Raw genomic sequence first — 23,542 nt, 5'->3', positions numbered from 1 at the left:
TTTCATTTGGGCCAGGAACATTTCGCACCAAGAATAGCACCCATTCGTTTATGTATATTTCTTTAAAAATTATTAATCTCCACCTCCACCGCAGCTTGAGCAGGAACTATCAGACGAGCAAGAAGAACTACAGGAGCTAGCCGACCCGCAACTTGTGCAGCTTGATGAACTGTTGCTGCTCATGCCCACGCTCATGTAACTTGAAAATTCATCATAATGAAAATAAGAAACAGATAAGAAAGGAACAAGCATTGTGTTATAGTTTTGCTCCCTTTTGCTTTTGCTCATTTTTTGTTGTATGACGCTTTTTTCATAATCTTTTACCTGAGCTGCAGTTTTTTTCATGGAAGAGATAAGCGACAGTATAGTCGTACTATATTGGATATCCCTCTTAAAATACATATCTATAAGTTCATTTTCTGGTAATTTTTTAAACTCCTCAATGACAATTGGATGTACAGGGTGCCTGAAAAACCCCTTATAAAGATGGATATTCTCTTTTCTTATGAAAAAAAGCTCAGCATACACCCAATCAAAAAATCCCCGCAAATTAGGATCGGGCAGCACATTTACATTCGGACTGTGATGAAGAATCGTCCCTAGATATTTCTTGGAGAAATCATCATACTCACGGGTAAACATGAGCATCTGATGCCACAGTTCATCGACTTTCTCGCTAAACATTGGAGACTCTTTTAAAAGAGAAGTCAAAATAAAATAACGTTTTAAATCTAGTAAACGCCACTGGTACTCATTTTCTTTTAACTTATGCTCTCTCCTTACCCTCACTTCTACGTTTTCCATATAACCTTTACTAAGAGATTGCTCCAAGTTATCACTTAATTTTTTTAACCCTTTAATTGATCTTATCTCTACTGATATTGGAGATAAACCAAATTTAAATAAAAGTTTTTTGCGTAAAAACAAAATAAACCAAATAACAACCGCAAGCAGGAGTAACCATGCCATCTAATCCCCCATTCCTATTAGAATACATTTTAACAGTTTTTAATCCGCTGCTGTTATAACTACAGAAAATAAAAAGAGTATCCCCATAAATTAACTCTTTACTATCAAAAAGGACGCTTTTCCTATTCCGGAAATGCGCCCTTTTCTAGAATACCTAACACGACCTACTCCTGACAATGAATTAACTCTCTGTCAGTTCGCAGCACCCTGCTTTATTTTCAATTTCTCTTCTTGTGGAACAGACCGTTTTATAAATAATGAAACTATCCATGCGATGACTACTAGCCCGAATGCAAATAAGAATGCGCTTTTCATTCCAGCAATGATCGCTAGGATTTGTAATGTAGACTCCGGTTCCTTAATCACCGTTTTTTCCATAAAACGAGTAGAACTATTAGTCATGATTGATACAAGTAACGCTGTCCCCACAGCGCCAGCGACCTGCTGGAGAGTACTGATAATAGCCGTACCGTGTGGATATAATGGAGGTGGCAATTCATTCAAAGCATTGGTCATGATCGGCATCATAACCATCGAAATCCCCAACATTAACAGCGTATTAAAAATCATAATCGTGCTGTAAGACGTTGCCAATGTGATAAAAGCAAATTGCCACAGCGTATTTGCTACCAACCCCAATCCGATAAGCGCAAGCCACTTCGCACCAAATTTATCAAATAATCGGCCTGTAATTGGTGACATTATCCCCATAACAATACCGCCTGGCAACATGATCAAACCTGCCTCCAACGGACTGTAACCTAGCGCATTCTGAAGAAAAATCGGCAACAACATCATCGCTGAAAACATCGCCATCATAACAATCATCATAATCAGCGTCGACATCCTAAAAATGTTGTATTTAAATGTTCTTAAATCTAGCAACGGTTGTGAAATCATCAATTGCCTCCAAGTAAACAAGATTAAAGAAATAACACCGATTGCAATTGGAACCAGGACTTCATTATTCGACCAACCACCCTGGCCCTCACCAGAACTGCTAAATCCATATACAATCCCCCCAAATCCTAATGTCGAAAGTAGAAGTGATATTGGATCAATCTTCGGTTTAGTCGTCTCTGTCACGTTTTTAAGCATCACATATGCAAATATAATAACAAACAGCGCGATTGGCAGAACGCCGTAAAAAAGAACCCTCCAACTGAAATGCTCTACAATAATCCCCGATAGAGTAGGTCCAATCGCTGGAGCAAAAGTAATGACAATTCCAATTGTCCCCATTGCTGAACCCCTTTTTTCAATAGGAACGATAGAGAATACCACATTGGTTAGTAAAGGAAAGAGCAGCCCGGTACCCGCTGCTTGAAGCAGCCTTCCAATCAAAAGCACTTCAATCCCTGGTGCGATAGCCGCTGCAAATGTGCCTCCCATAAACAAGCCCATAGCTCCAAGGAACAAACTTCTTGTTGTGAACCGCTGAATTAAATAAGCAGTGACTGGTATAAGCACACCAATAACTAGTAAATATCCAGTTGTCAACCATTGTGCGGTACTCGGCGAGATTCCGAAGTCATTCATAATTTTCGGCAATGCTACGTTAAGCAGCGTTTCATTCAAAATGGCCACAAACACACCTAGAATCATAATCATGACCAACAAAAAGTTAGCTCTGCTCCCAAATGTGCCTCCGTTTTGAGTTGTTTCATTTTGATTTTTCAAATTCTTTCTCCTTTCGATTTGCAAAATATCCAATTAAAATATGGTTACACCAACGATATAATCGTCAGTTCAGAATAATTGGCACGGCTGTGCATTTCTTTCTCTTACGTGTTAAGTCAAGCTGCGAAGCAAACTCTTCGGCGAAACATTGCGTAAAAAAGGACTCGGTTCGCCTATACTATAAAGCTGCAAGTAATGCATAGCCCTAGTGCAGGCGGTGTAAAACAATCTGCGTAAGCTCTCATCTCCGTATACTTCCGCTGATGCATCATAAATGATAACGGCGTCGAATTCGATACCTTTGGCCAAATACGCCGGCATAACGACAATGCCTTGCTCGTATTCAATCGATCCACTCTTCACGAGCTTAATTCCTTCGACGCCGCTCAAGGAATCATATGCAGTTGTGCTTTCCTCTGCAGATTTGCATATGATTGCTATTGTGCTGTACTGCCGTTTCCTTAAATCTGCAACTTTGGAAGCTATGGAGCGATGCAATTCAGCGCGATTAGACAGTTGCGTCAATATAGGCCTCTCGCCATCGCGTTCAAAAGCGGTAATCCGTTCACCGTCAGGTACAAGTCCGCGTGTAAATTCAATAATTGGTCTTGTGGATCTGTAGCTGCGAGTCAAATTAATTGCAACCGTTTCATCCGGACCGTGTAAGTCAGTAAGTGTGTGGAAATCGACCATTTCTCTGGCATGTGCGAATATTGCCTGGTTAAAGTCACCGAGCACGGTCATTCTTGCCGAAGGAAACAATCGTTTCAAAAACTCAAACTGAAATGGAGAATAATCTTGTGCCTCGTCTACAACTACATGTTTGATTGAGCTGTTCGTCTGAAAGCCTTGAATCAGCTCTTTTATTAGTAAAAACGGAGTAGCATCTTCGTAAAATAGTTTACCTTCGTCTAGCATTCTCACAGTCGATAGGCAAATATCCGGCCACTCCCCGGGTACTTCCCGGTCCATCCAGTGTTTAATCCGGATAGGATCGGTGAAAAACTGTCTGTAGATTCCCTTAATGTTGACGAAACGAAACGCCTTGATTCGTTTTCGCAACGGCTTTAACTTCTGGCGAACAATCAAGCGGGCTAACGCCTCAGGCTCGATTTCATAATCATGAATCGAATCTCCTTTAAAGCCGCGTTTTTTCGCTAAATAAGTATATGCCTTATGGTAATCCTCATTACTAAGCAGCTCGATTTCTTCCTGTACCCACGGCTTAGTCCATTCGAGCTTCTCGGCTTCATCTATTTGCTTCATTAGCCAATCCTTCAATTTTTCAAGTCTGCTATGAAAGCGAAGCGAGGTGTCACTGCTATAAAACTTTTCCTCAATTTGTTTAGCAGTAACAATTTCCTTTCCTCTAAAGATAATCCCTTTGAACACCATTCCGGATAATTCCAGCGACTCCCTGTATAATTTGATTGCCTCAAAAAAATAAGTAGTAGCCTTGAATCGGATGCTCGCAATCCTTGTTCCGTATAATGGGTTATCCACTGCAGTCAAAACATATTCCAATTGGTCGTAAGGATTCTCAACTTGAAACTCACTTTTCAGCCGATGATCCAAGTACTCCTGAAATGTGACCTGCTGCATATTCTCTTCGCCGAGTTCTGGAAGCACATTGGAAACATAACTATTAAACATCGAATTGGGCGAAAAAAGAATGATTTGATCGGCATTCAGCATATCTCGATATTTATAAAGTAAATAAGCAATCCGCTGCAAAGCAGCTGATGTCTTACCGCTGCCAGCCGCGCCATGTACAATGAGCATTCGCCCGCGATCGTGCCGGATGATTCGGTTTTGCTCCTGTTGAATGGTCGCTACTATATTGTGCATATGTTTATCTGTCCCCTTACCAAGCACCTGCTGTAAAATCTCGTCACCAATAGTGAGACTGGTATCGAACATAGATTGGATACTGCCGCCGCGGATGAGATATTGCCACTTTTTCTCGAGTGTGCCATAGATGACACATCCAGGTGTAGCATACTGGGCTGGACCAGGCTGGTAGTCGTAGTAGACACTCGAGATCGGAGCTCTCCAGTCGTAAATAAGAAAATTTTCTCTGCTTGTATCCGTGAGCGTAGAGATACCGATATAGATTTGTTCTGCATGTGAAGTTCCTTCTTCAATGAAATCAATTCGGCCAAAATAAGGAATCTCTTGCATTCGCTGCAACGCAGATAATCTCTTAGATGCATGTCTATGGGTGCTTTGGCTTACGGACAAAGCTTGAGCCTCTTGTCTCAAGCCAATGATTGTCTCAAGATAATCGTCGAAGGTATCAACGTTAACCTTCACTTCATCCCAAAAGTGTTTACGGATATTCACCACTTCCATCCGACGCCTGGAAGTTTCACCCTCCAATCTCTTGATTTGTTCTGTAATTGTCTCCATTACGCTGTTCACTCGTTCTTGCTCCTGACGAAGTTCCATGTCCATATCAAACACTCCTTTAAAAAAATAAAAATAAGGGTTGACTGAAAGGGATTTTATGTTATATAATTAAAATAGGTATAATTTATACATAAATTAATAAATGGGTGCATCTATATAAATTTACCACAGTTTCTCATGTTTATCAATGGATTTATCCGACCATTGCTATGATGGACTTACAAAAATGCTATCTAAATATACAAAATGTGAATTTTCAACGTTAAGGAAATTCCAATATTAAAAGCCCAGTTTCTCAGATCAAATTGAGAAATTGGGCTTTTCCGTTACTCCGTCCATTAAAGTTTAAAGTTCCTGTCCCCCAGCTGTTTTAAGTTTAGTTTTCACTACGACGCATATACATTGTACGTTTTTACTTCCTCACTTTTATCTCGTGCTGGTGGATGTGTAGGAGAATATACTTCTGAAGCACCTCCCACTACTTATAAAATTCATCTACCGAATTCATTTAAAATCTGTAATAAATTTCCCTAATCCAACTTGTCAACTCGATTGAGCTGTTCCAAAGATAAGCAGAATAAACTTTAATTCAAAAATGTATTTTTTCTTTAATATAATCAAATACTTTTAAATGATATTCATGTAATATCACATTGTTTCGGAATATCCTATCCTAACTATGAGGTGATTAAGAATGAGTTATAAAGATCAATTAGATCCACATTCTCAATTGTTTCACCATAATTGGACTAGACCTAAGCGTAGTAAGTCTCAAGTAAACGGACATACTCAACCTTCTCAAACAAATATTATACTGAGAACTAACGCTAAGGCTCACAGATGGTAAGGATATATCTAGAAATTAAGTAAGAGGCGGGGAGATCTCCCCCTCGACCTCTTACACCAACGTAAGTACCATTCGGTGTTATACAGTGGTTCCATTTATTATGCCTTAGGTAGTTGCAAACCTTTCACATAAAGACTGTTAATCAAAACTAGTTATAGAGGCCTAAACCTTGAACTGCTTTCAAAAAAGTTATATGAGTGTTTTGGTCATTATTAAGAAAATTCACAAGGAATTATTTATCAGAAACAAAATCTTTTTAACTATACACAATCTCATGGTCTTCATGTTTTTGATATAAATCCCAATATTTATCTGCAATTAGTTCAGGAGCAAAGTGAGTACCCGGCTCAACAGCTCCTGCAATTGTAACCGTACCTACAAAAACACCTTGAGGCTTTAATTCTTCAGCTAGCGTAAGGGCCAGACTACGTATTGCTGCTTTGCCCATAGATAAAGCGGCATAATCTGCAGCAGGTTGCAACGCCAATCCGCCTCCAGTGAAGAGAATCGTGCCTGATTTATTAGCAACTTGATTTGGAATCACTTGCAAAGCACTACGCAAAGCACCTACTACGTCAACTTGATAATGAATTAAGAGTGATTCTGGTGTTAGTGAAGTTGGTCGACCTCCCTCCACAATAGCAGCGTTGTATACCAGTACATCAATCGAACCATATTCTTTCTTGATTTTCTCAAAAGCTGTCTCCACTGATTCTGTACTTGCGGCATCAGCTACTACAGAGTATACCTCGATTTCTTGTGATTTTAGTTCCTCAACATATTGATTTAATGCATCCTGATTACGAGAAACCAAAACAACACGGAAGTTATTATCCCCGAATTTTTTTGCAACATGATTTCCAATACCAGGACCTGCTCCAACAACAACGATAAGTTTCTTACTCATTTTTCATCCTCCTTGAATTGGTTCGATTATAGTTAGAATATACGTTTATTGTTTTACGTGTAATTCAAGTTCAGGACGTGTTGGATTTTTTAAACCTAAATTTTCGCGTAAAGTTGATCCTTCATATTCTGTGCGGAATATGCCTCGGCGTTGCAACTCTGGAATAACTAAATCCACAATATCGTTTAGCCCATCTGGGAAAGTTGGCGGCATCACATTAAAGCCGTCTGCTGCTCCATTTTCAAACCATTCCTGCAATTGGTCAGCGATTTGTTCCGGTGTACCGACAATTTCACGGTGACCACGTGCACCCGCAATAAATTCGTACAACTCGCGAATGTTTTTTAAATTTTCACGCTTAGCAATAGCACGTACAATGTTGGCACGAGTATTCGGATCTGTTTCATCCTCATTATCTAAACGATTTGGTAGAGGACCTTCTATATCATAACCTGTTAAATCAGCTCCATAGAAATCGGATAAATACTTTAACCCGGCTTTTGGATGGATATACGTATCTAACTCTTTACGTTTCGCAATTGCTTCTTCTTCTGTTTTCGCTACTGTAATAAAGACACCCGGCATAATTTTTAAATCCTCTGGATTACGACCATATTTCGCTAAACGTCCTTTTAAATCACGATAAAATGCCTGTGCATCTTCTAACGTTTGCGCTACTGTAAAAACTACTTCAGCTGTACGAGCCGCCAATTCTTTACCAGCTTCTGAGGAACCAGCTTGCACAATGACCGGATGTCCCTGTGCTGATGTTGGCGCATCAAGTGTCCCTCGTACCTTAAACCACTTACCTTCATGATTTACTGGTTGCACTTTTGTTAAATCAAGATATTTACCTGATTCCTTATCAATTACAAGTGCTTCTTTATCAATCGATAACCATAGCTTTTTCACAACATCTACGAATTCCTCTGCACGTTCATAACGTTGTGCATGAGGTAGATGCTTATCCCGGCCAAACAAAGATGCTTCGCATTCAAAGGTAGATGTTACAACATTCCATGCAGCTCGCCCCTTCGTTAGATGGTCAATGCCAATAAATTTTCGAGCTATTTGGAATGGCTCATTATACGTTGTGGTTGAAGTAGCAACTAATCCAATATTTTTTGTTACCGCAGCTAGTGCTGCTTGGATAATAACTGGATCTAATTTAATGTCGGATGGTCCATTTTCTTCTAAATCCCGGCCAAACTGATCCGCAAAGAAAATTGTATCAAACTTGCCTCGCTCTGCAATTTGCGCTAGCTCCACTAAATAATCTAAATCCAATGTACGCTTTGGCTGTGTTGTAGGATAACGCCAGCTCGCGAAATGTTGTCCTGGTAAGAAAAAGAATGCTCCTAATTTTAATTGTCTTTTGCTCATCATCATTGCTCCTTTTTATATATTAGGATAAAGTAAAGACTCAAAATTACCGTCAAAAATAAATGGAAGCCTCTAGTTGTCTATTCAGTAAATAATCATTAAACTGTTATTTTGTTTTGAATTAACCGCTGATCGATTCACACTTTAATCTTTTCTTTAATAGCAAAGCCTTGCATTGTTCGTTTAATGTGTGTTTATCTACAATAAACACACATTAATAAAAACATTATTTTGCATATGGATTGTATTCATTTGTATATAAATCAGCAGCCTTAACTTGTCCTTCTTTTAACTCACCATTTTTCTCAAGCCACTTAATCCATGTGTCGTATTCAGCATCGTTAATAAGACCACCTTCTTCAGCAATACCTGTGCTCTTCCAGTATTTAAGACTTGGAATCATCTTATCTTCTCCACGCGCTGCTAAGATTTTTTCAAAACGTGCAGTCACTTCTTCTCTTGGAGTAGTACGTGCCCACTCGATAGCCTTCGCTACCCCCTCCGTAAACTGCTTTACTGTATCAGGGTTTTCTTCTATATAATCTTGCGAGAAGAAGAAATCACCGGCAGTAAATTCTGTATTATATACATCCGTATCCTTAAAGATTTCTACCACTTCGCCTCTTTCTATTAGAAGCTCCTTTGGAAGACTATTTACTAACACGACATCCGCTTGTTTACTGCGCAATGCTTGCTCTGAATTTACCATTGGAATAACAACAAGAGTTACTTGTTTAATTTCATCTTCCGTTAGGCCACCTTGGCGTAAATAATCCTTAAGGACAAATTCGAAATGTGCACCTAGTATGTTCACACCAACTTTTTTACCAATAAAATCTTTTGCCGACTTAATAGAACTACCTTCAAGCGCATAGGCACCCACAAACGTATTTTTATCACTGCCATATGCTCCAACCACAGATTTAATTTTCACATTTTTCGCATACGATTTGATAATCGCTCCATTAAATGCATAACCAAAATCTGTTTCTCCTGTTGCTGTTAATTGAATGCTTTCAGGACCACCAGTATAACTACTTACGTTTTCTAATTTCAAATCACCTAGGTAACCTAAATCTGCTGCTAATTCTGGAAAAGAAACAGTACCAGCTTGAACTTGATACTCCAATACTGTATCTTGTTTTTCTCCATTTGACGCTGCTTTCTTTGAATCTGATGAACAACCTGCTAAAATACTTCCTGCTAAAGCTGTAACTAAGAAAAATGATGCTAATCTTTTTACTTTTTTCATGTTATTTTCTCCATATAATCTAGTTTTTTATTTTTACATTTTATGTAAATTGTTGAGTGCCAAAAATCCAAAATCTATTACATTAACCTTATTATTTACTTTCTACTGATTCCTTCGAAAATTGATTGACTGGACGTGCTAAACCTAAATTTTCACGCAACGTTGAACCTGTATATTCTGTTCTAAAAATACCGCGTTTTTGTAATTCAGGAATCACCAAATCGACAAAATCATTTAAACCTGTTGGAAATACTGGTGGCATAATATTAAAGCCATCCGCTGCTTCATTTTCAAACCATTCTTGTAACTGATCCGCAATTTGTTCTGGTGTTCCAATAATTTCACGATGACCACGTGCTCCTGCAATTCGTTGATATAACTGACGAATAGTTAGATTCTCACGATCAGCAATCTCTTTTACTAATTGGAAGCGACTTTTAAAACCATTTACTTCTTCAATGTTTGGTAATTCAGGCAGCGGACCATCCACTGGATAACCACTTAAATCAAACCCTAACTGCGCAGACAGTCTTGCAACACCCGCTGCCTCTGGAATTAAATCTAACAATTGTTGTCTTTTTAGTTGTGCTTCTTCCTCTGTTCTACCAACAATCGGATATACACCAGGCATGATTTTTAATTCATCTGGATTACGTCCATACTTCGCCATGCGACCTTTCAAATCACGATAAAACTTTTGTGCATCTTCTAATGTTTGCCATGCTGCAAAAACCACTTCCGCTGTCTCTGCTGCTAATTCTTTTCCTGCTTCTGATGATCCCGCTTGCACAACAACTGGATGTCCTTGTACTGGACGGGCAATATTTAATGGACCTCCTACAGATAACCATTTTCCCTCATAATTAATCGTATGAACTTTTGAAGCATCTGCAAATTGCCCGGTTTCTTTGTTAAAACAAATAGCATCATCTTCCCAGCTATCCCACAGTTTTTTCGCAACATCTACAAATTCTTCCGCTCTCTCATAACGCTCTGCATGTTTAGTTTCTTTCTGACCAAAATTGTGTGCCGTTTCTTCACCAGTACTTGTTACAACATTCCAACCAGCTCTGCCTTTACTTAAATGATCAAGTGAAGCAAATTGCCGAGCTACATTAAATGGCTCTGTATAAGTTGTCGATACGGTCCCAACAAGACCTATATTTTTAGTCACTGCAGCTAAACTTGATAAAAACGTAAACGGTTCAAAAGATACCGAACATTGCTGATCAAATCCAGAGGTAGTTGCGCCAGCGTTTAATACATCAGCAAGAAAAACCATATCAAACTTGCCTCTTTCTGCTGTCATCGCCTGCTCCTTAATAAAGTCAAAATCTAACACATGCTCTGCCTTTGCTTCAGGATGACGCCAAGCTACAACATGGTGTCCTGGAAGCATAAAAAATGCGCCTAATTTTAATTCTTTCTTTGACATAACTACCATTCTCCTATTTTTCATACTTGTTTAGTGTGTTTTTTTACAAAATAAAAATTGATTGTTAAGCAGTCAGACTTAACTTTCAATAGAATAATCGCTACCCTTAAAATCTTTCACTTTATTTAAAACTTCTTGCTTCAATACAATGTCCTGTAATTCTCGATTATAAAGTTGGATCTTGCTTCCATCGTGAAAGTCTTTTTTCTAACGATAGTAAACCATAGTTAATGAATAAACCTAAAACGGAGATTGTTAGAATTCCTGCATACATCTCTGGAATCATGAAATTATATTGAGAGTAAGTGATTAAATAACCTAGCCCCTCTTTTGCGCCTACCATTTCTGCTGCTATTAAAATTAAGATAGCACTTGATCCCGCCATACGAATACCGGTAAACATTGTTGGTACAGATGCCGGTAAAATAACTTTGTAAAACAATTTAAACGATGAAATATTCATCGAGCGCGCAGATTTAATAAGTAATGGATCCACACTCCCCACTGCAGCGATAGTATTTAAGAGAATCGGCCATGTACAAGCAAACAATATAATAGATATTTTAGAAGTTTCATCAATTCCTAGAAATAACATAAATACTGGTAGTAAAGCTAATGGTGCTGTATTACGGAATAATTCTAATACAGGATTCAGTAAATCGCGTGCTAGCGGATACCAACCGATTAATAGACCTAGTGGAATCGCAATCAATAATGCCAAACCAAAACCAAAAATAGAACGTGTAATACTCGCTGAGAAGTGGGCAAACAGTTCACCTGACTTCACCATCTCCCACCAAGCAATTAATACGTTTAAAAATCGCGGAAAGAATGCTTCGTCCACTAAGCCTATACGTGGCGCTATTTCCCATAGTAAGAACAATGCAATTAATACAATGGATTGTTTAAACAACTTTTGTAATCCAGAAAATCCAATGTTTTTTAACTTTTTATTATTTATAGATAAGTCGACTGATTTTACTGTTTCCATTTGAATACCTCCCTCTCTTTATTTAAATATTTGCTCCTATATATTCTGGTTCATGTAACAAATTCCAGACTTTTTGACGTATTTTCACAAAATCCGGATGTGAACGAACATCTGCATCCCGTGATTTTAACGGAACATCGACAATTTCCTTTACTTGTCCCGGCCCTCCAGTCAACACAACGACACGCTCTCCCAGGTAGATCGCTTCATCAATACTATGGGTAATGAAAATGATTGTTTTCTTTGTTTGTTTCCAAATTCGAAGTAATTCACTTTGCAGAGATTCACGTGTTTGCGCATCTAATGCAGCATAGGGTTCATCCATTAGTAAGACATCCGGATTAAAAGCTAAACTTCTAGCAATCGCTATACGCTGCTTCATCCCGCCAGATAATTCATGTGGGTAGCGATCAGCAAATTGGCTGAGCCCTACTAAATTAAGATAATAATTTGCTTTTTCTTTCCATTCACGCTTTGGAATACCTTTTGCCTCTAAGCCAAACTCGATATTTCCTCGCGCCGTCTTCCATGGAAATAGTGCGTATTGTTGAAAAACAATTCCACGATCTAAACCGGGACCCGCAATCTCTTTCCCATCAATTAAAATACGGCCTCGTGTCGGTGTAGTTAAACCTCCTGTTAGATCCAATAGCGTAGATTTACCGCAGCCGCTTGGTCCAACCAAAGTGATAAACTCTCCTTCTCGTACAGTAAAACTTAAATCCTGGACCGCTGTATATTCATTTGATACTCCTTTTTTATTCGCATCACGAACAGCAAAGGATTTTGTGACACGTTCAAATCTAATTTTTTCAACAGTAGTCATTTGCTTCACTCCATCCCTTATTAAACCTATATAAATAGTATGTTTAATGGTTACATCAGCCCTGTTAGTTTTTTAATTAGCGTAGATTACGATTTGCTTCTGATTGTTCAGTCAACAATAGTCAGTGCCTACATTTAAACTAACCTTCGAGCTTGATGTTTGAAAACAAAAAGACCCCTATTTCAATATATACTTGGACAAGCATATAATTGAACATAGGGGCCTTTAGTTGTCTAATCAGCCTCTAAACAATATGTATATGTTTAATTCATACTAAACTTATAAACTTAATTTATCATATTTAAAAGAATTGTCAATAATAATTTCATAATTTTAAATATTTTAGTTCAAAAACAGTGAAGTATACAAGGAATTTATCCACGTTCAATCTGTGTCTACTTATTTAGACTATCATCTATAAACTTTTTCGCTTGAGACACACCATCCTGATAAAATTCACGGGTTTCCACAAAATATTCAAAGAATCCACGATGAATTGTAGGCTGAATTGTTTGCACTTTAATCGGTTTGTACTCTTTATACGGTTTATTTGCTGATTCTGGACGAACCAGCTTATTTCCATATTCAATAAGTTTATTAATCCGAGAAATACCATTAAGTTCTGCATAAAGGGCATTTTTAAATAACATCTTCAATTTAAAGTCTTCGATATCAAAGAAGTTATCTATTGGGTCCAGAGATTTACCTAGTGGCGCTACTGTCACCAAAATAATCTCGTCAGCTACTACCAACGGAGACAAAACCGGATTATATTGATAAGCTCCATCATACTCTCCTTGAAAGTCTCCATATTGAAGCAGCTGCAAACATGCTCTCACACCATCCGGAGTTATTGGTTTGACCTCAAAATTTTCGCTCTTGTTTAATGCTATTGTGTTCATAGCACGTTCGTTCACATACAACACTGCCTGATCGTTATTAACATTATAGGCATTCATAATAATACCTACTTCCTCATTGGTAGAAAAAAAATTAGCGATATCATCAAAAAATTGTTGAGGAAATTCAGATTTGTAAATTTTGTTAGGAAAGTAGAAGTTAATCCACTCCTCCAATGTCGAGAAAGGCCCATTGTAAGGCAATCTTTCAAAAATGTTGAGGTAATTAGGAGAAAATTTTTCAGGAATGCCTAGGTATGCATATTGCATGAATTTGAAAAAAGTTGGGATTCCATTTTCTTCGGATTTAAAATACTCATCATAATGTTTTCCAATAGCATTAGAATCTTTTTGCAAAAAATAATAGGCTGACAATATAGCACCGCTGGTAGCTGAAATTAAGTCCGGCTTAACCCCCTCATTTCGAAGCGTTTGAAGTACCCCAGCCGCAAATGAGTTCATTCCTCCAATGCCTTGTAGAGCTAAAGCTAACATAGTGAACCACTCCCAATTGAAAAAATTTTAATCTTATCTAATTCCAATTCTTCACAAGGGAGCAAATACCTTCTAAGCATATAACAGTTACTATGCTTGTGATATATTTTAAATATTCAGATATCTTGCGATTTCCGTTCTTTTTCGTTAGGCACATGAAACTAGACATATTTTAAAGAATCCCGTTGCAACAATATATTATGTCTTCTAGCTTGAATACCCTCTTTTTAACTTCAGTCATGAAAACAAGCCGATATTATGCAACTCTGTATCAAAAGCTGCATAATATCAGCTCTAAGGATTTTATTACGTAAGATTAGCTTTTCGTTACATTAACAGAGTCTTTCTAATTAAAAATTATAGGAAAAGTAAATATAACGAAAGCTGCCCAAAGTCCGTAGACCGGCAAATACTTAGTAACGGCATCTTGGATTGTTGAAGGTCCAAATTTGTTTTGTAGAAAACGCATATAGGAGAGCATAATCCAAATTAGATTTGCCCAGATAAGTATGTTTACTCCTAAAACAGCAAGTCTATTAGGCGTAATCCCATAAGAAGAAAGTCTGAACACGATGGCTGACAAAGCCACACTATCAATGATAAGCGCAAGAACAATTAAGGCAAAATTTATATAATCTGAAATGTTCTTTTTCTTGTTTGAGTCGCTCTCAATAATGGAAAATATGGTAACGACCAATACACCAAGGAGTATTCCGTTAAAGGCTATCAGGAAATTACGGTCCAAGAATGGATTTTTTCCGACCCATAGAACGGTTATAAGATAGACCAACAATGTGACCAGGACAAGCGGACTAAAAATTTTAGCTATATATGGTGTAATATTCTTAGCAAGTTTAAGATTCATTGATACCAGGTATGCAGCCACAATAGCGAGAGCGGCAGCACCAAATAAAACGACATTACTAAAATAGAAGTCTTCTATATCCAAGCCAATAAAGCTAAATAACCGCATCGTTAATGCTGCTAGCACCATTCCGCTAACTGCCATACTGGCGTAGAGAATACAATATTCCAAATTAAATTTAATATAAGCTAATCTTGCACTGCCTTTTGAATATTCATTTCCTGTAAATGCAAGCCCTACTAATACCCATAAGAATATGGGAAGGTGTAAATAAACAAGGATAATACTGTCTTTATAATTTAATGGCAGCATATTAAGATAAACCCCAGAAATCAGGAACAACGCTGCAAGGGAATAAATAACACTTTTTTTCGGAGTATTATTGTAAATAAAATAGGCAGCAATAAAGGGAATTATACCAAAAGCCAGGTTAATTGGAGCAATTGCTTCCTGTTCGACAAAATGAAAAATGATCCTGGTGCTTATCCCAGCCATAATGGCTAAAATCCCCATTAACAAGAAACCTTTTTGAAGCAAGGAAGACTTTTCTTTATTTGCCGTCTCCTTGAAATGCAACCTTTCATACCAAACACCAAGAACCTGAGAATCGGGATTTTGTTCCCATGCGTGTAAGAATGACTTTTTAAAAGCTTTCGGGTCTTTTCTATACATTCTCTCCAGCTCATGAGGGTCGGCAATATTTTTAATAATCAAATTGTTAATGTCCATAGTTATACCTTATACCTCCCCTAATAATTGTTATCTTAAGTTTCCTCTACAATGTTTAACTGTCTTCGTCACTTTTGTATTCTAAAATATCTCCAGGTTGACATTCTAAAGCCTTACAAATTGCATCTAAAGTGGATAATCGAATCGCTTTTGCCTTTCCATTTTTCAATATAGAAAGGTTGGCCATTGTTATTCCAACCTTCTCCGAAAGTTCTGTTACACTCATTTTCCTTTTTGCTAACATCACATCAATATTGATTATAATTGCCATTGTTATTCACCTCAGACCGTTAAATCATTTTCTGATTTGATATGAATTGCTTCTTGTAAAAGTTTTTGGAGAACGGCTGCAAAGACTGCGATAACCATCGAAGCAAAAGGAACAACCAATCCGACAAAGATAACTCCTGGTGCGTCGTCTACTTCCGCAAAGATATAAAAGAGCGGCCAAACTAGCACATGCAAAATACTGATTGTGATGGCACAGTATTTGATTTTCTTTAAAGCTTTTACAGATAAATCGGAGAAAGCTTTATTTTGGTCAATATAGCGTAAGAGTTTGAACGCTTGATACAAAGCAAAGTAAAAAGGTATCGACGATGCATCAAAAGCGATGAAAACGAGATATTTTATAAAAGCAAACTCTGGAAGCAATTCTGCTGCAAGATTCGCCATCTCAGGCACCAAAAAGATACACAAAGCAAGAACTGGGAATCCTAAAAGAATAACAGTTATTTTTAAAAACAACGTTGTTACTTTTTCCATAAAAAGCACCTCACTCATTTATTATGATTTTGATTTTAATATACAATTTATCGTTTTACAATAAATTTTTATTAATTAGGACGATATTTTTATTGTATATTTTGTTTTGGATGAAAATAAAAAGCATTCCTTATTCAAAGAAATGCCCTATAACTTTAAACGATTAAATTTAAACCTTATCTCCAAAAGAACCATTCCCTTAATAATCAACAGATTATTTTTCAAATGTTCTTATTGGCTGAAACAATAGAACGAGAGCCAAATAGCCCTCGTTCTTGACTTTAGGATTCTGTCAATGAAGGTTTTCCAGCTTCAATTAATACTTTATTTCGGCCAAGGAAAACCGCTAGTATGATAATGAATATTCCAGTTCCTACTAGCAGCCATTCAATTTTGATGAAATCTGCAATTGGACCGAATATTAGCATCCCAAGTGGCATCATCGAGGTTGAGATCATCCCCATTACACCAAAAACTCTACCTAAATAATCTTCTTCCACTTTCTCCTGCAACAAAACGATTGCTGGTGTATTAAAAATTGGCAGGGCAACGCCGAATATAGCCATAAAGGCTAAATATACCCAAAAGACCGGAATAATTCCGAGTGCAAATGTGCAGATGCCCATAATTATACTTGCAAAGCCTAACGTTTTAATTTTATTTTGGAAGCCACCCCAGGAAGCAATTATTCCTCCACCTACCATCATACCAATGGAGAAGGCGATTTCGATTGCTGATAATCGCCACACATCATCACCAAAACTACGTGTAACCTGTAATGGTGTTAAAAATGATGCTGGTGCCATTAATACAAAGAATACTGCAAAGAATAGGAAGAATTTCTTCAAAAAATTATGGTCATTCACATATTGTAACCCTTGTTTAAAGTCACTAAAGTAGCTTGTTGTTTGTTTTTCCGCTGCCTTCTCATGTACAGAAATTTTTAAGAAGGCAAGAAGTGTGAAAATCGCAATCGCTGCCGTAATGACATCAATAAAGAATATCATTTCAATCGAGGTTACTCCTAATAGCGCTGCACTAACCATTGGAGATACGAACATGATAATAGCTTGAATACTTCCATTTGCTCCGTTTACCTTCGTCAGTTTATCCTTAGGGACTATTTGTGGTAAACTGGCGCCAACAGCTGGCATTTGAATTCCCGCTCCAAAGGCACGAACCGCTGCCATCACAAAAAGCAACCAGATTGCATCAAATCCCATTAAAAAGAGAATGGCAAGTGTTAAAGTTGCAATCGCGATAAGTCCATCTGCTAAAATAATCAGCATCTTACGGTTATAGCGATCCGCCCAAACTCCTGCAACCGGTGACAAAATAAAGGTTGGAATAAAACCACAAATAATATACAAAGTCATCATCAAACCGGATTCCGTCGTTAGAGTTATGTGCCACATAATTGCGTATTGAACCAGAGATGATCCAAAAAGCGAGATAGTCTGACTACTTAAAAAGAGAATGATATTCTTTAACCAATTCTCCTTGAGATTCTGATCTATTGTGTTCATTCATTAACAGCTCATTTCTATTAATTTTTTAGAATATGTGCTTCACCTACATTCACAAGATTGTACCGATCTATTCCTAATCATTTTAAAGACACAAAAAAGAGAGGAGAACTCATCCCCTCTTTAACATAACCGTTCAATATAGGTTTCCTTAAAGACAGACCAATCCCAATGCTCTGAACGCAGGCAGAGCCTTCAAACGTATTTAATTAACGGATGAAAGTTGGGAATCGTAATCTCATTGATGCTGTCACAAGGAAAACCTCCATTTCTTAATAGAATAGTAGGATTATAATAAAAAATACCTTATTAATACAATTTCTAAGTAAACAACTCTTGTAATTGGCTATTCTGGATAATTTGTCGAGTAATGATTCTGGTACAAATACGACTTGTTAGAAACATGGAATATCAATTAGTATAACGTTCAAGATTTTATTGAAAAGTATTAGCTGGTTTAGTTTAAGTAGACCTCTTCACAAAAAATTAGTTTAATATTTAATAAAGAAAAGCCAGTTTTCCTTAAAATAATGAAAACTGGCTTTTTTTATTTTGGAACAAACTACACCCCATTATATTTCCCTTTGTTTAATTCGCTTAATTAACTCTTCAAGCCAATAAATTGTGTGCTCTGTTCTAGTTGAAACATAACCACTCATAAATTCTGCAAACTTCTCGTGTTCTTTGTCTATCTGAATCTGCTTTTCGAAATTAGTGATTTGCTCCCAATGATCCTTAATTTTTTTTAATTTTTTCTCTAATATTTCTACTACTTTCTCACGATCCACATACTTGATGCTTGCTAAACCTACTACCATATCACTAATCTTATCCGCATTTTCAAACAACTTGTAGATTTTTTTCGGTAGTTCTTCACGACCTTTAGCCGTAATCGTAAATATTTGCTTATCAGGTCGATGTTCTTCTTTTACGATTTCCACGGTCTCAATTAAGCCTTGTTTGGCTAATGAATCAAAGTGGTAGTACAGTTTACTTTCTGTCAACCCACCTAGTTGATCCAATGGAATGGGTTCTGAAAGCTGTTTTTTTAATTTATAAGGATAATTGTTATCCTCCATCAATTTACTCAATATAAAAATTTGAATGGACATTCCCTTTGCTCCTTCAAGAAGAATTCTCTTCTTATTTTAGCAAAACTACACTGTGATTTCAGTTGCATTCTTTACATTTTCTGTTTCCGCTACTTCTATTGGCATTGGTTTGTGGATAAACGCGACAATAGCAATATTAATTAACAGGGCAACCGCACCTACTGTAACCATTGACCAAATATATGGACTTGGACTAATGCTGCCATATAGATTTGCAAAGTATGCCTGTACCGAGTAATACATCGGCGAAATGTGACTCATCCATTCATATGGCAAGTACATCATATCACGTGACATTGTGGCACCATTTGCTAATGTTTGTATTAATAAAATTGGTAAGTTTAAAATCATACCACCTTCACCGATTAAGAAGATCACAATCGCGGTAAAGTTAAAACATACCATATAGTTTAAAATTTGTTGTCCTACTAAACTGAAGAACAAGTCGCCACTTGGCTCATTGATTAAATATGTTAAACCCATAGCAAATACTGACGATACAACTGCAACCAATAACGCAGTTAATTGTACGTAGCTGAATAAACGTGTTTTACTTGCTTTTCCGTGGCTTTCCTTAAAGGCAGCTACTAATTGCATCGCTCCAATCATCGCACCTGTATAACCAGCCATAGTTAAGAACATTGGCAGCATATTATTATGCATACCGTCTGGCACTTCGTTAATTGTAACTACATTTCCTACATAAGCTGTTTCAATCTTTTTAGCCAATTCAGCAGCTTGCTCTTCTGGTACATTAAAGTTCATTAATACACCTTGAGCTGTTTGTTGTGAGAATTGTGTGCTTAACTGGTTATTAATTTCTGTAACAATCGAATTCATACTGGAAGAAACAACTGTTGCCCCTGCTTCATTAACTGTAAAGTCGATACTTGATGACACTTCACCTTTTTGCATATCCGCAGAGAATGTCTCTGGAATATGTACGACTAATGCTAAATCATTGTGCTCTAAATCGTTTAGGGCCTGTTTATTTGTTAAATCCGTCTCGATTTCCTTAAATGGTAAATTTTCTTGTAACTGATCGGCAATCTTTGCCCCGTATTCACCGGCATCATCATTGACAATAGCAATCGGTAATTTATCGATATTTCCTGGAATCGCTGTATAACCAGGTAAGAATATACCTAGCATTGCAATTGCATAAAAAATCCCCATAAAGATTGTAGCAGTTGCCCCTCTTGTTTTTAAGAACTGACTAAATTTCATATGTTCTATCCTTCCTTGAATCAAAATTTATTTTAATCAAACCACATCACTTTAATTAAAACACTTAAATATAAGTACTTAAATTATAGTAATTTTATAGTTTATTTTATTCTTTTTGCGAAGTCAATGAAAAATACTCCCCATATAGTGCAGCTTTATAAAAGCGCAAATAAAAAAAAGCGTATTTTGAAACAAATTGATCAAAACACGCTTTTTCTATATTCAATTGAATCATCTTTTTATAAAAAAATTTGATAATTTTTGTGATTCTTACTCAACAAAAGCATTCCATTGTTGAATAAACCACCTTTCCTATTTATGATACGGTTCACCTTAACGTATACAAATTAGATTTTTCTACTATTCTCTTACTTGGATTTATCAATCAAGCCAATATGTTTATTACTTACCACTCTCCCTCTTCATGGGAGACAGCTGGCAAGTAATCTAACTCCTTTATCAATTTCTTCAATTGATAGTCCTCCAAATCCTAACATGATATAAGAATTACTTTCGGGGTTCGGATTAAGCCAAAACATTAACGGAGAATAAACTTTAACCCCTTTCTGTAGACCATTTTCAATCAGTTCGAAGGTGGATATCCCCTTTAGTTTCAATAAGATATGCAAGCCTGACTTTTCTCCAACAATTTTTACTCGATTGCCCATATATTGTTCAATATTCCTTAGTAGAGCCTGATGTTTTCTTTGATACAGCCTTCGCATTCTTCGAATATGCCTTTCAAATTCCCCGGATTGCATGAACAGGGCCATAGCCCTCTGAATAATAGGAGAGACAGATTGGTTATAAGCCGCAAACTTTCGTAAATATTGATCCATTAGAGAAGGTGGAATTACAATATAACTTAACCGGACTGAAGGAAGAAATGATTTGGAAAATGTACCTAAATAAATTACCTTTTCCTCTTCATCCAGGGATTTCAGCGAGGGAATTGGCTGTCCCTGGTATCGAAACTCGCCGTCATAATCATCCTCAATAATGTATCCGCCAGTTTGATAAGCCCATTTTAATAATTGTATTCTTTTCGAAATGGATAGAATCATACCAAAAGGAAATTGGTGAGAAGGCGTTAAATATACGGCTTTTACCTTACTTGTTTGAATATGTTCTACTGACAATCCGTCCTTTTCAAGAGGTACGGGTTCAATATAACATCCCTGGTCTCCAAAGACAGATCGTGCTCCACTGTAACCCGGTTCTTCCATGGCCACGCTTTTTCCCCGAAGTGCCAAAAGACGACAGATTAATGCTATGGAGTTTTGGGTTCCGGCCGTTATAAGAATCTGTTCAGGTGCAGCACGTACCCCTCTAAATTGCAGTAAATAGTTTGAAATCTCCCTCCTCAATGCAAACTCACCTTGTTTTTCACTATACTGAAATAACCAGTTGTTCTCTTGATCAACTGCCTCTGACAAACATTTCTTCCACTGCCTCAAGGGAAATTTGTCAAGATCGACATTTCCATATTCAAAATCCACAAGGACTTCGCTTGAAGGCTTACATTCCAATATAATAGGCTGTTCCACCTCAATTGGATGTGGTAAAGGTTTCTCAATCTCAGCTACCCATATTCCACTTTTAGGGACACTTTCGAGGTATCCCTCTAATTGTAGCTGCTGATATGCTGCCTCAACTGTATTCCGGCTGACCTTTAAATGGGCCGTTAACTGGCGAATGGATGGCATCTTCATTCCTGGCAAGAGTCTGCCTTCTTCAATTTCCTTCTTAATCCAATGATACAACTGGCTGTATAACGACTCTGGCAGTTCCCTATCCAAAAACGGAGTAAGTTCCACTGTTAACCCTCCATCTGTCCCTATTAAAACTCTTAATTCTGTCACTTTTGTCATGTACAGGAATTCTTTAAAATGATTTTATCATTTATAAAGAAAGATGGGATGCAAAATGCATAAGATCCGCCAAAAAAAATTAATGTGTACAGATGATAAGCGTATTGATCAATTTTTAAGCCACGCAAGGACGGGTTACCTCGGGCTAACGGATGGGGAGATTCCTTATGTTGTTCCTTTGAATTTTATTTGGATGAATGGAGCTTTATATTTTCATGGAGCTACGGAAGGAAAAAAAATAAATTTGATTCATGCCAATCCCAACTGTTGTTTCACAGTATCTGAAGATTATGGGACCATGGTAAGTCCTATACCCGCCAAGACGGATACTGCTTATATGAGTGTGATGCTCTGTTTGGAATACTAGAAACGGTAAGTGATTTAAAAGAAGCTACCTCGGCAATGCAAGCTATGCTGGATAAGTATGTACCCGGCTATTACGATAAAAGCCTTTTACAATCCCATGTTGAGAAATATCGTTCCTCTCTAGGGAGTCATACTGCTGTTTTTAGACTTATTCCCAGCGTACGAACTGCAAAAGAAAATCAATTGAATCCGCAATTGTCTTTCTACCCGGGTAGGAACATTAAGATGGATATCTAAAATATGCTGTATTCTAGTCGTCAGCTCTAAAAAGAAAACACCTTAAAATATTAGTGGTAGTGATTATAAAGATTACTGGCATTTACTTGTCACTATCACTAGTGATTCAGCGAGACAAATCCAACTCTTAATGTTTAGAATAACAACTAAATATATTCAACTCTCTGGAAGTCATCCCACCTCTAAAGAAGTGGGCTTTCTCGTTCGGGAAATCCGCATTTTGTTGACGGTACTGAAGAAGTCAAAAAAAGTCAGTTCCCTTTGAAAATGTATAGGGAATTTGACTTTTTTAGTTTGAAGTTACGCTTTGTGCATAAAATCCACGTTTCTTAATGCCATTTTTGACATCGTATAATTTGGACGTAAAAGTAAGTTTGGGGCTGTTTTTATACGTATCTCGGCTAAATCCCAAATAGACCTTGTTCCGAGGTCATGTATCTATTGAAAAAGCTGATTCTTTTTCGCTTCTTGTACCTTTTGAGTACTAAGCATAAAACTTACGATTGCTGCAACACTACAAACATATGGGAGTAAAGAATATCCCCAATTAGATATGACATAACCCCCAATCATTGAACCAATAGTGATACCAATATACAGAGCCGTATTATTCCACGCCATAACAATTCCTCGTTCTTTTGGATATTACAACGCTAATCGTGCTTGATATGATGTAAATCCTGCATATCCGACTAAAGCCCATATAAACAGAAAGAATTGAACTACCCCCACCTACTCCACTACGTTTCGT

19 protein-coding genes and 1 pseudogene are annotated in these 23,542 nt (G+C 37.2%); 2 read left to right on the top strand and 18 right to left on the bottom strand.

Annotated elements, in window-relative coordinates:
• Window positions 1-72: 72 nt before the first annotated feature.
• From D1953_RS17925 to helD, 3 genes are all read right to left on the bottom strand, one after another.
• Window positions 73-969, bottom strand: a complete 897-nt coding sequence (locus tag D1953_RS17925; protein WP_119118534.1) for a glycine-rich domain-containing protein — start codon at window positions 967-969, stop codon at window positions 73-75.
• Between the two features lie 192 nt (window positions 970-1,161).
• Window positions 1,162-2,649: a DHA2 family efflux MFS transporter permease subunit gene (locus D1953_RS17920; protein ID WP_245980231.1), complete on the bottom strand. Its 1,488-nt coding sequence runs from the start codon at window positions 2,647-2,649 to the stop codon at window positions 1,162-1,164.
• Between the two features lie 111 nt (window positions 2,650-2,760).
• The gene (gene helD, locus D1953_RS17915; RefSeq protein ID WP_119118533.1) at window positions 2,761-5,103 is read right to left on the bottom strand and encodes an RNA polymerase recycling motor HelD; all 2,343 of its coding nucleotides are present in this window, start codon (window positions 5,101-5,103) and stop codon (window positions 2,761-2,763) included.
• A gap of 649 nt (window positions 5,104-5,752) precedes the next feature.
• On the opposite strand from helD, the gene D1953_RS17910 reads away from it, so the two are divergent.
• A complete protein-coding gene (locus D1953_RS17910) occupies window positions 5,753-5,905 on the top strand; it encodes a YpzG family protein (protein ID WP_119118532.1) in 153 nt (50 codons plus the stop codon).
• A gap of 256 nt (window positions 5,906-6,161) precedes the next feature.
• On the opposite strand, the gene D1953_RS17905 is transcribed toward D1953_RS17910, so the two are convergent.
• The 14 genes from D1953_RS17905 to pdxR form a co-directional block, all read right to left on the bottom strand.
• Complete coding sequence (locus D1953_RS17905; protein WP_119118531.1) at window positions 6,162-6,812, bottom strand: SDR family NAD(P)-dependent oxidoreductase; 651 nt, start codon at window positions 6,810-6,812, stop codon at window positions 6,162-6,164.
• A 45-nt stretch (window positions 6,813-6,857) separates the two neighbouring features.
• Window positions 6,858-8,195 (bottom strand): LLM class flavin-dependent oxidoreductase, encoded by a 1,338-nt coding sequence (locus D1953_RS17900; protein ID WP_119118530.1) that lies wholly within the window; start codon window positions 8,193-8,195, stop codon window positions 6,858-6,860.
• A gap of 226 nt (window positions 8,196-8,421) precedes the next feature.
• Window positions 8,422-9,447 carry an ABC transporter substrate-binding protein gene (locus D1953_RS17895; protein ID WP_119118529.1) on the bottom strand — a complete coding sequence of 342 codons (1,026 nt, stop codon included), beginning with the start codon at window positions 9,445-9,447 and terminating at the stop codon, window positions 8,422-8,424.
• 91 nt (window positions 9,448-9,538) lie between these two features.
• The gene (locus D1953_RS17890) at window positions 9,539-10,882 is read right to left on the bottom strand and encodes an LLM class flavin-dependent oxidoreductase (RefSeq protein WP_119118528.1); all 1,344 of its coding nucleotides are present in this window, start codon (window positions 10,880-10,882) and stop codon (window positions 9,539-9,541) included.
• A 166-nt stretch (window positions 10,883-11,048) separates the two neighbouring features.
• The gene (locus D1953_RS17885; RefSeq protein ID WP_119118527.1) at window positions 11,049-11,873 is read right to left on the bottom strand and encodes an ABC transporter permease; all 825 of its coding nucleotides are present in this window, start codon (window positions 11,871-11,873) and stop codon (window positions 11,049-11,051) included.
• 22 nt (window positions 11,874-11,895) lie between these two features.
• Window positions 11,896-12,699, bottom strand: a complete 804-nt coding sequence (locus tag D1953_RS17880; RefSeq protein WP_119118526.1) for an ABC transporter ATP-binding protein — start codon at window positions 12,697-12,699, stop codon at window positions 11,896-11,898.
• 395 nt (window positions 12,700-13,094) lie between these two features.
• Window positions 13,095-14,093 (bottom strand): patatin-like phospholipase domain-containing protein, encoded by a 999-nt coding sequence (locus D1953_RS17875; protein WP_119118525.1) that lies wholly within the window; start codon window positions 14,091-14,093, stop codon window positions 13,095-13,097.
• A 346-nt stretch (window positions 14,094-14,439) separates the two neighbouring features.
• Complete coding sequence (locus tag D1953_RS17870) at window positions 14,440-15,687, bottom strand: DUF4153 domain-containing protein (RefSeq protein WP_119118524.1); 1,248 nt, start codon at window positions 15,685-15,687, stop codon at window positions 14,440-14,442.
• A 55-nt stretch (window positions 15,688-15,742) separates the two neighbouring features.
• Window positions 15,743-15,958, bottom strand: a complete 216-nt coding sequence (locus D1953_RS17865) for a helix-turn-helix domain-containing protein (RefSeq protein ID WP_119118523.1) — start codon at window positions 15,956-15,958, stop codon at window positions 15,743-15,745.
• An 11-nt stretch (window positions 15,959-15,969) separates the two neighbouring features.
• A complete protein-coding gene (locus D1953_RS17860) occupies window positions 15,970-16,452 on the bottom strand; it encodes a DUF2975 domain-containing protein (RefSeq protein ID WP_119118522.1) in 483 nt (160 codons plus the stop codon).
• 281 nt (window positions 16,453-16,733) lie between these two features.
• Window positions 16,734-17,978, bottom strand: coding sequence for an MFS transporter (locus D1953_RS17855; protein WP_119118521.1), 1,245 nt, complete (start codon window positions 17,976-17,978; stop codon window positions 16,734-16,736).
• A gap of 572 nt (window positions 17,979-18,550) precedes the next feature.
• Window positions 18,551-19,090: a PadR family transcriptional regulator gene (locus D1953_RS17850; RefSeq protein WP_119118520.1), complete on the bottom strand. Its 540-nt coding sequence runs from the start codon at window positions 19,088-19,090 to the stop codon at window positions 18,551-18,553.
• Between the two features lie 45 nt (window positions 19,091-19,135).
• Window positions 19,136-20,317: a YhgE/Pip domain-containing protein gene (locus D1953_RS17845; RefSeq protein ID WP_119118519.1), complete on the bottom strand. Its 1,182-nt coding sequence runs from the start codon at window positions 20,315-20,317 to the stop codon at window positions 19,136-19,138.
• Between the two features lie 422 nt (window positions 20,318-20,739).
• Window positions 20,740-22,188, bottom strand: coding sequence for a MocR-like pyridoxine biosynthesis transcription factor PdxR (pdxR, locus tag D1953_RS17840; protein WP_119118518.1), 1,449 nt, complete (start codon window positions 22,186-22,188; stop codon window positions 20,740-20,742).
• Between the two features lie 55 nt (window positions 22,189-22,243).
• Here pdxR and D1953_RS17835 point away from each other — a divergent pair.
• A pseudogene (locus D1953_RS17835) lies at window positions 22,244-22,791 on the top strand (pyridoxamine 5'-phosphate oxidase family protein).
• 438 nt (window positions 22,792-23,229) lie between these two features.
• Here the strand turns inward: D1953_RS17835 and D1953_RS17830 are convergent.
• Window positions 23,230-23,412: a hypothetical protein gene (locus tag D1953_RS17830; RefSeq protein ID WP_245980229.1), complete on the bottom strand. Its 183-nt coding sequence runs from the start codon at window positions 23,410-23,412 to the stop codon at window positions 23,230-23,232.
• Window positions 23,413-23,542 lie beyond the last annotated feature (130 nt).

Origin of the sequence: Peribacillus asahii (assembly GCF_003570725.1) — a bacterium.
In the GTDB taxonomy this organism is placed as follows: Bacteria; Bacillota; Bacilli; order Bacillales; family DSM-1321; genus Peribacillus; species Peribacillus asahii.
The sequence above is the reverse complement of the archived record's forward strand: the minus strand, read 5'-3'. Positions and strand labels throughout refer to the sequence as shown.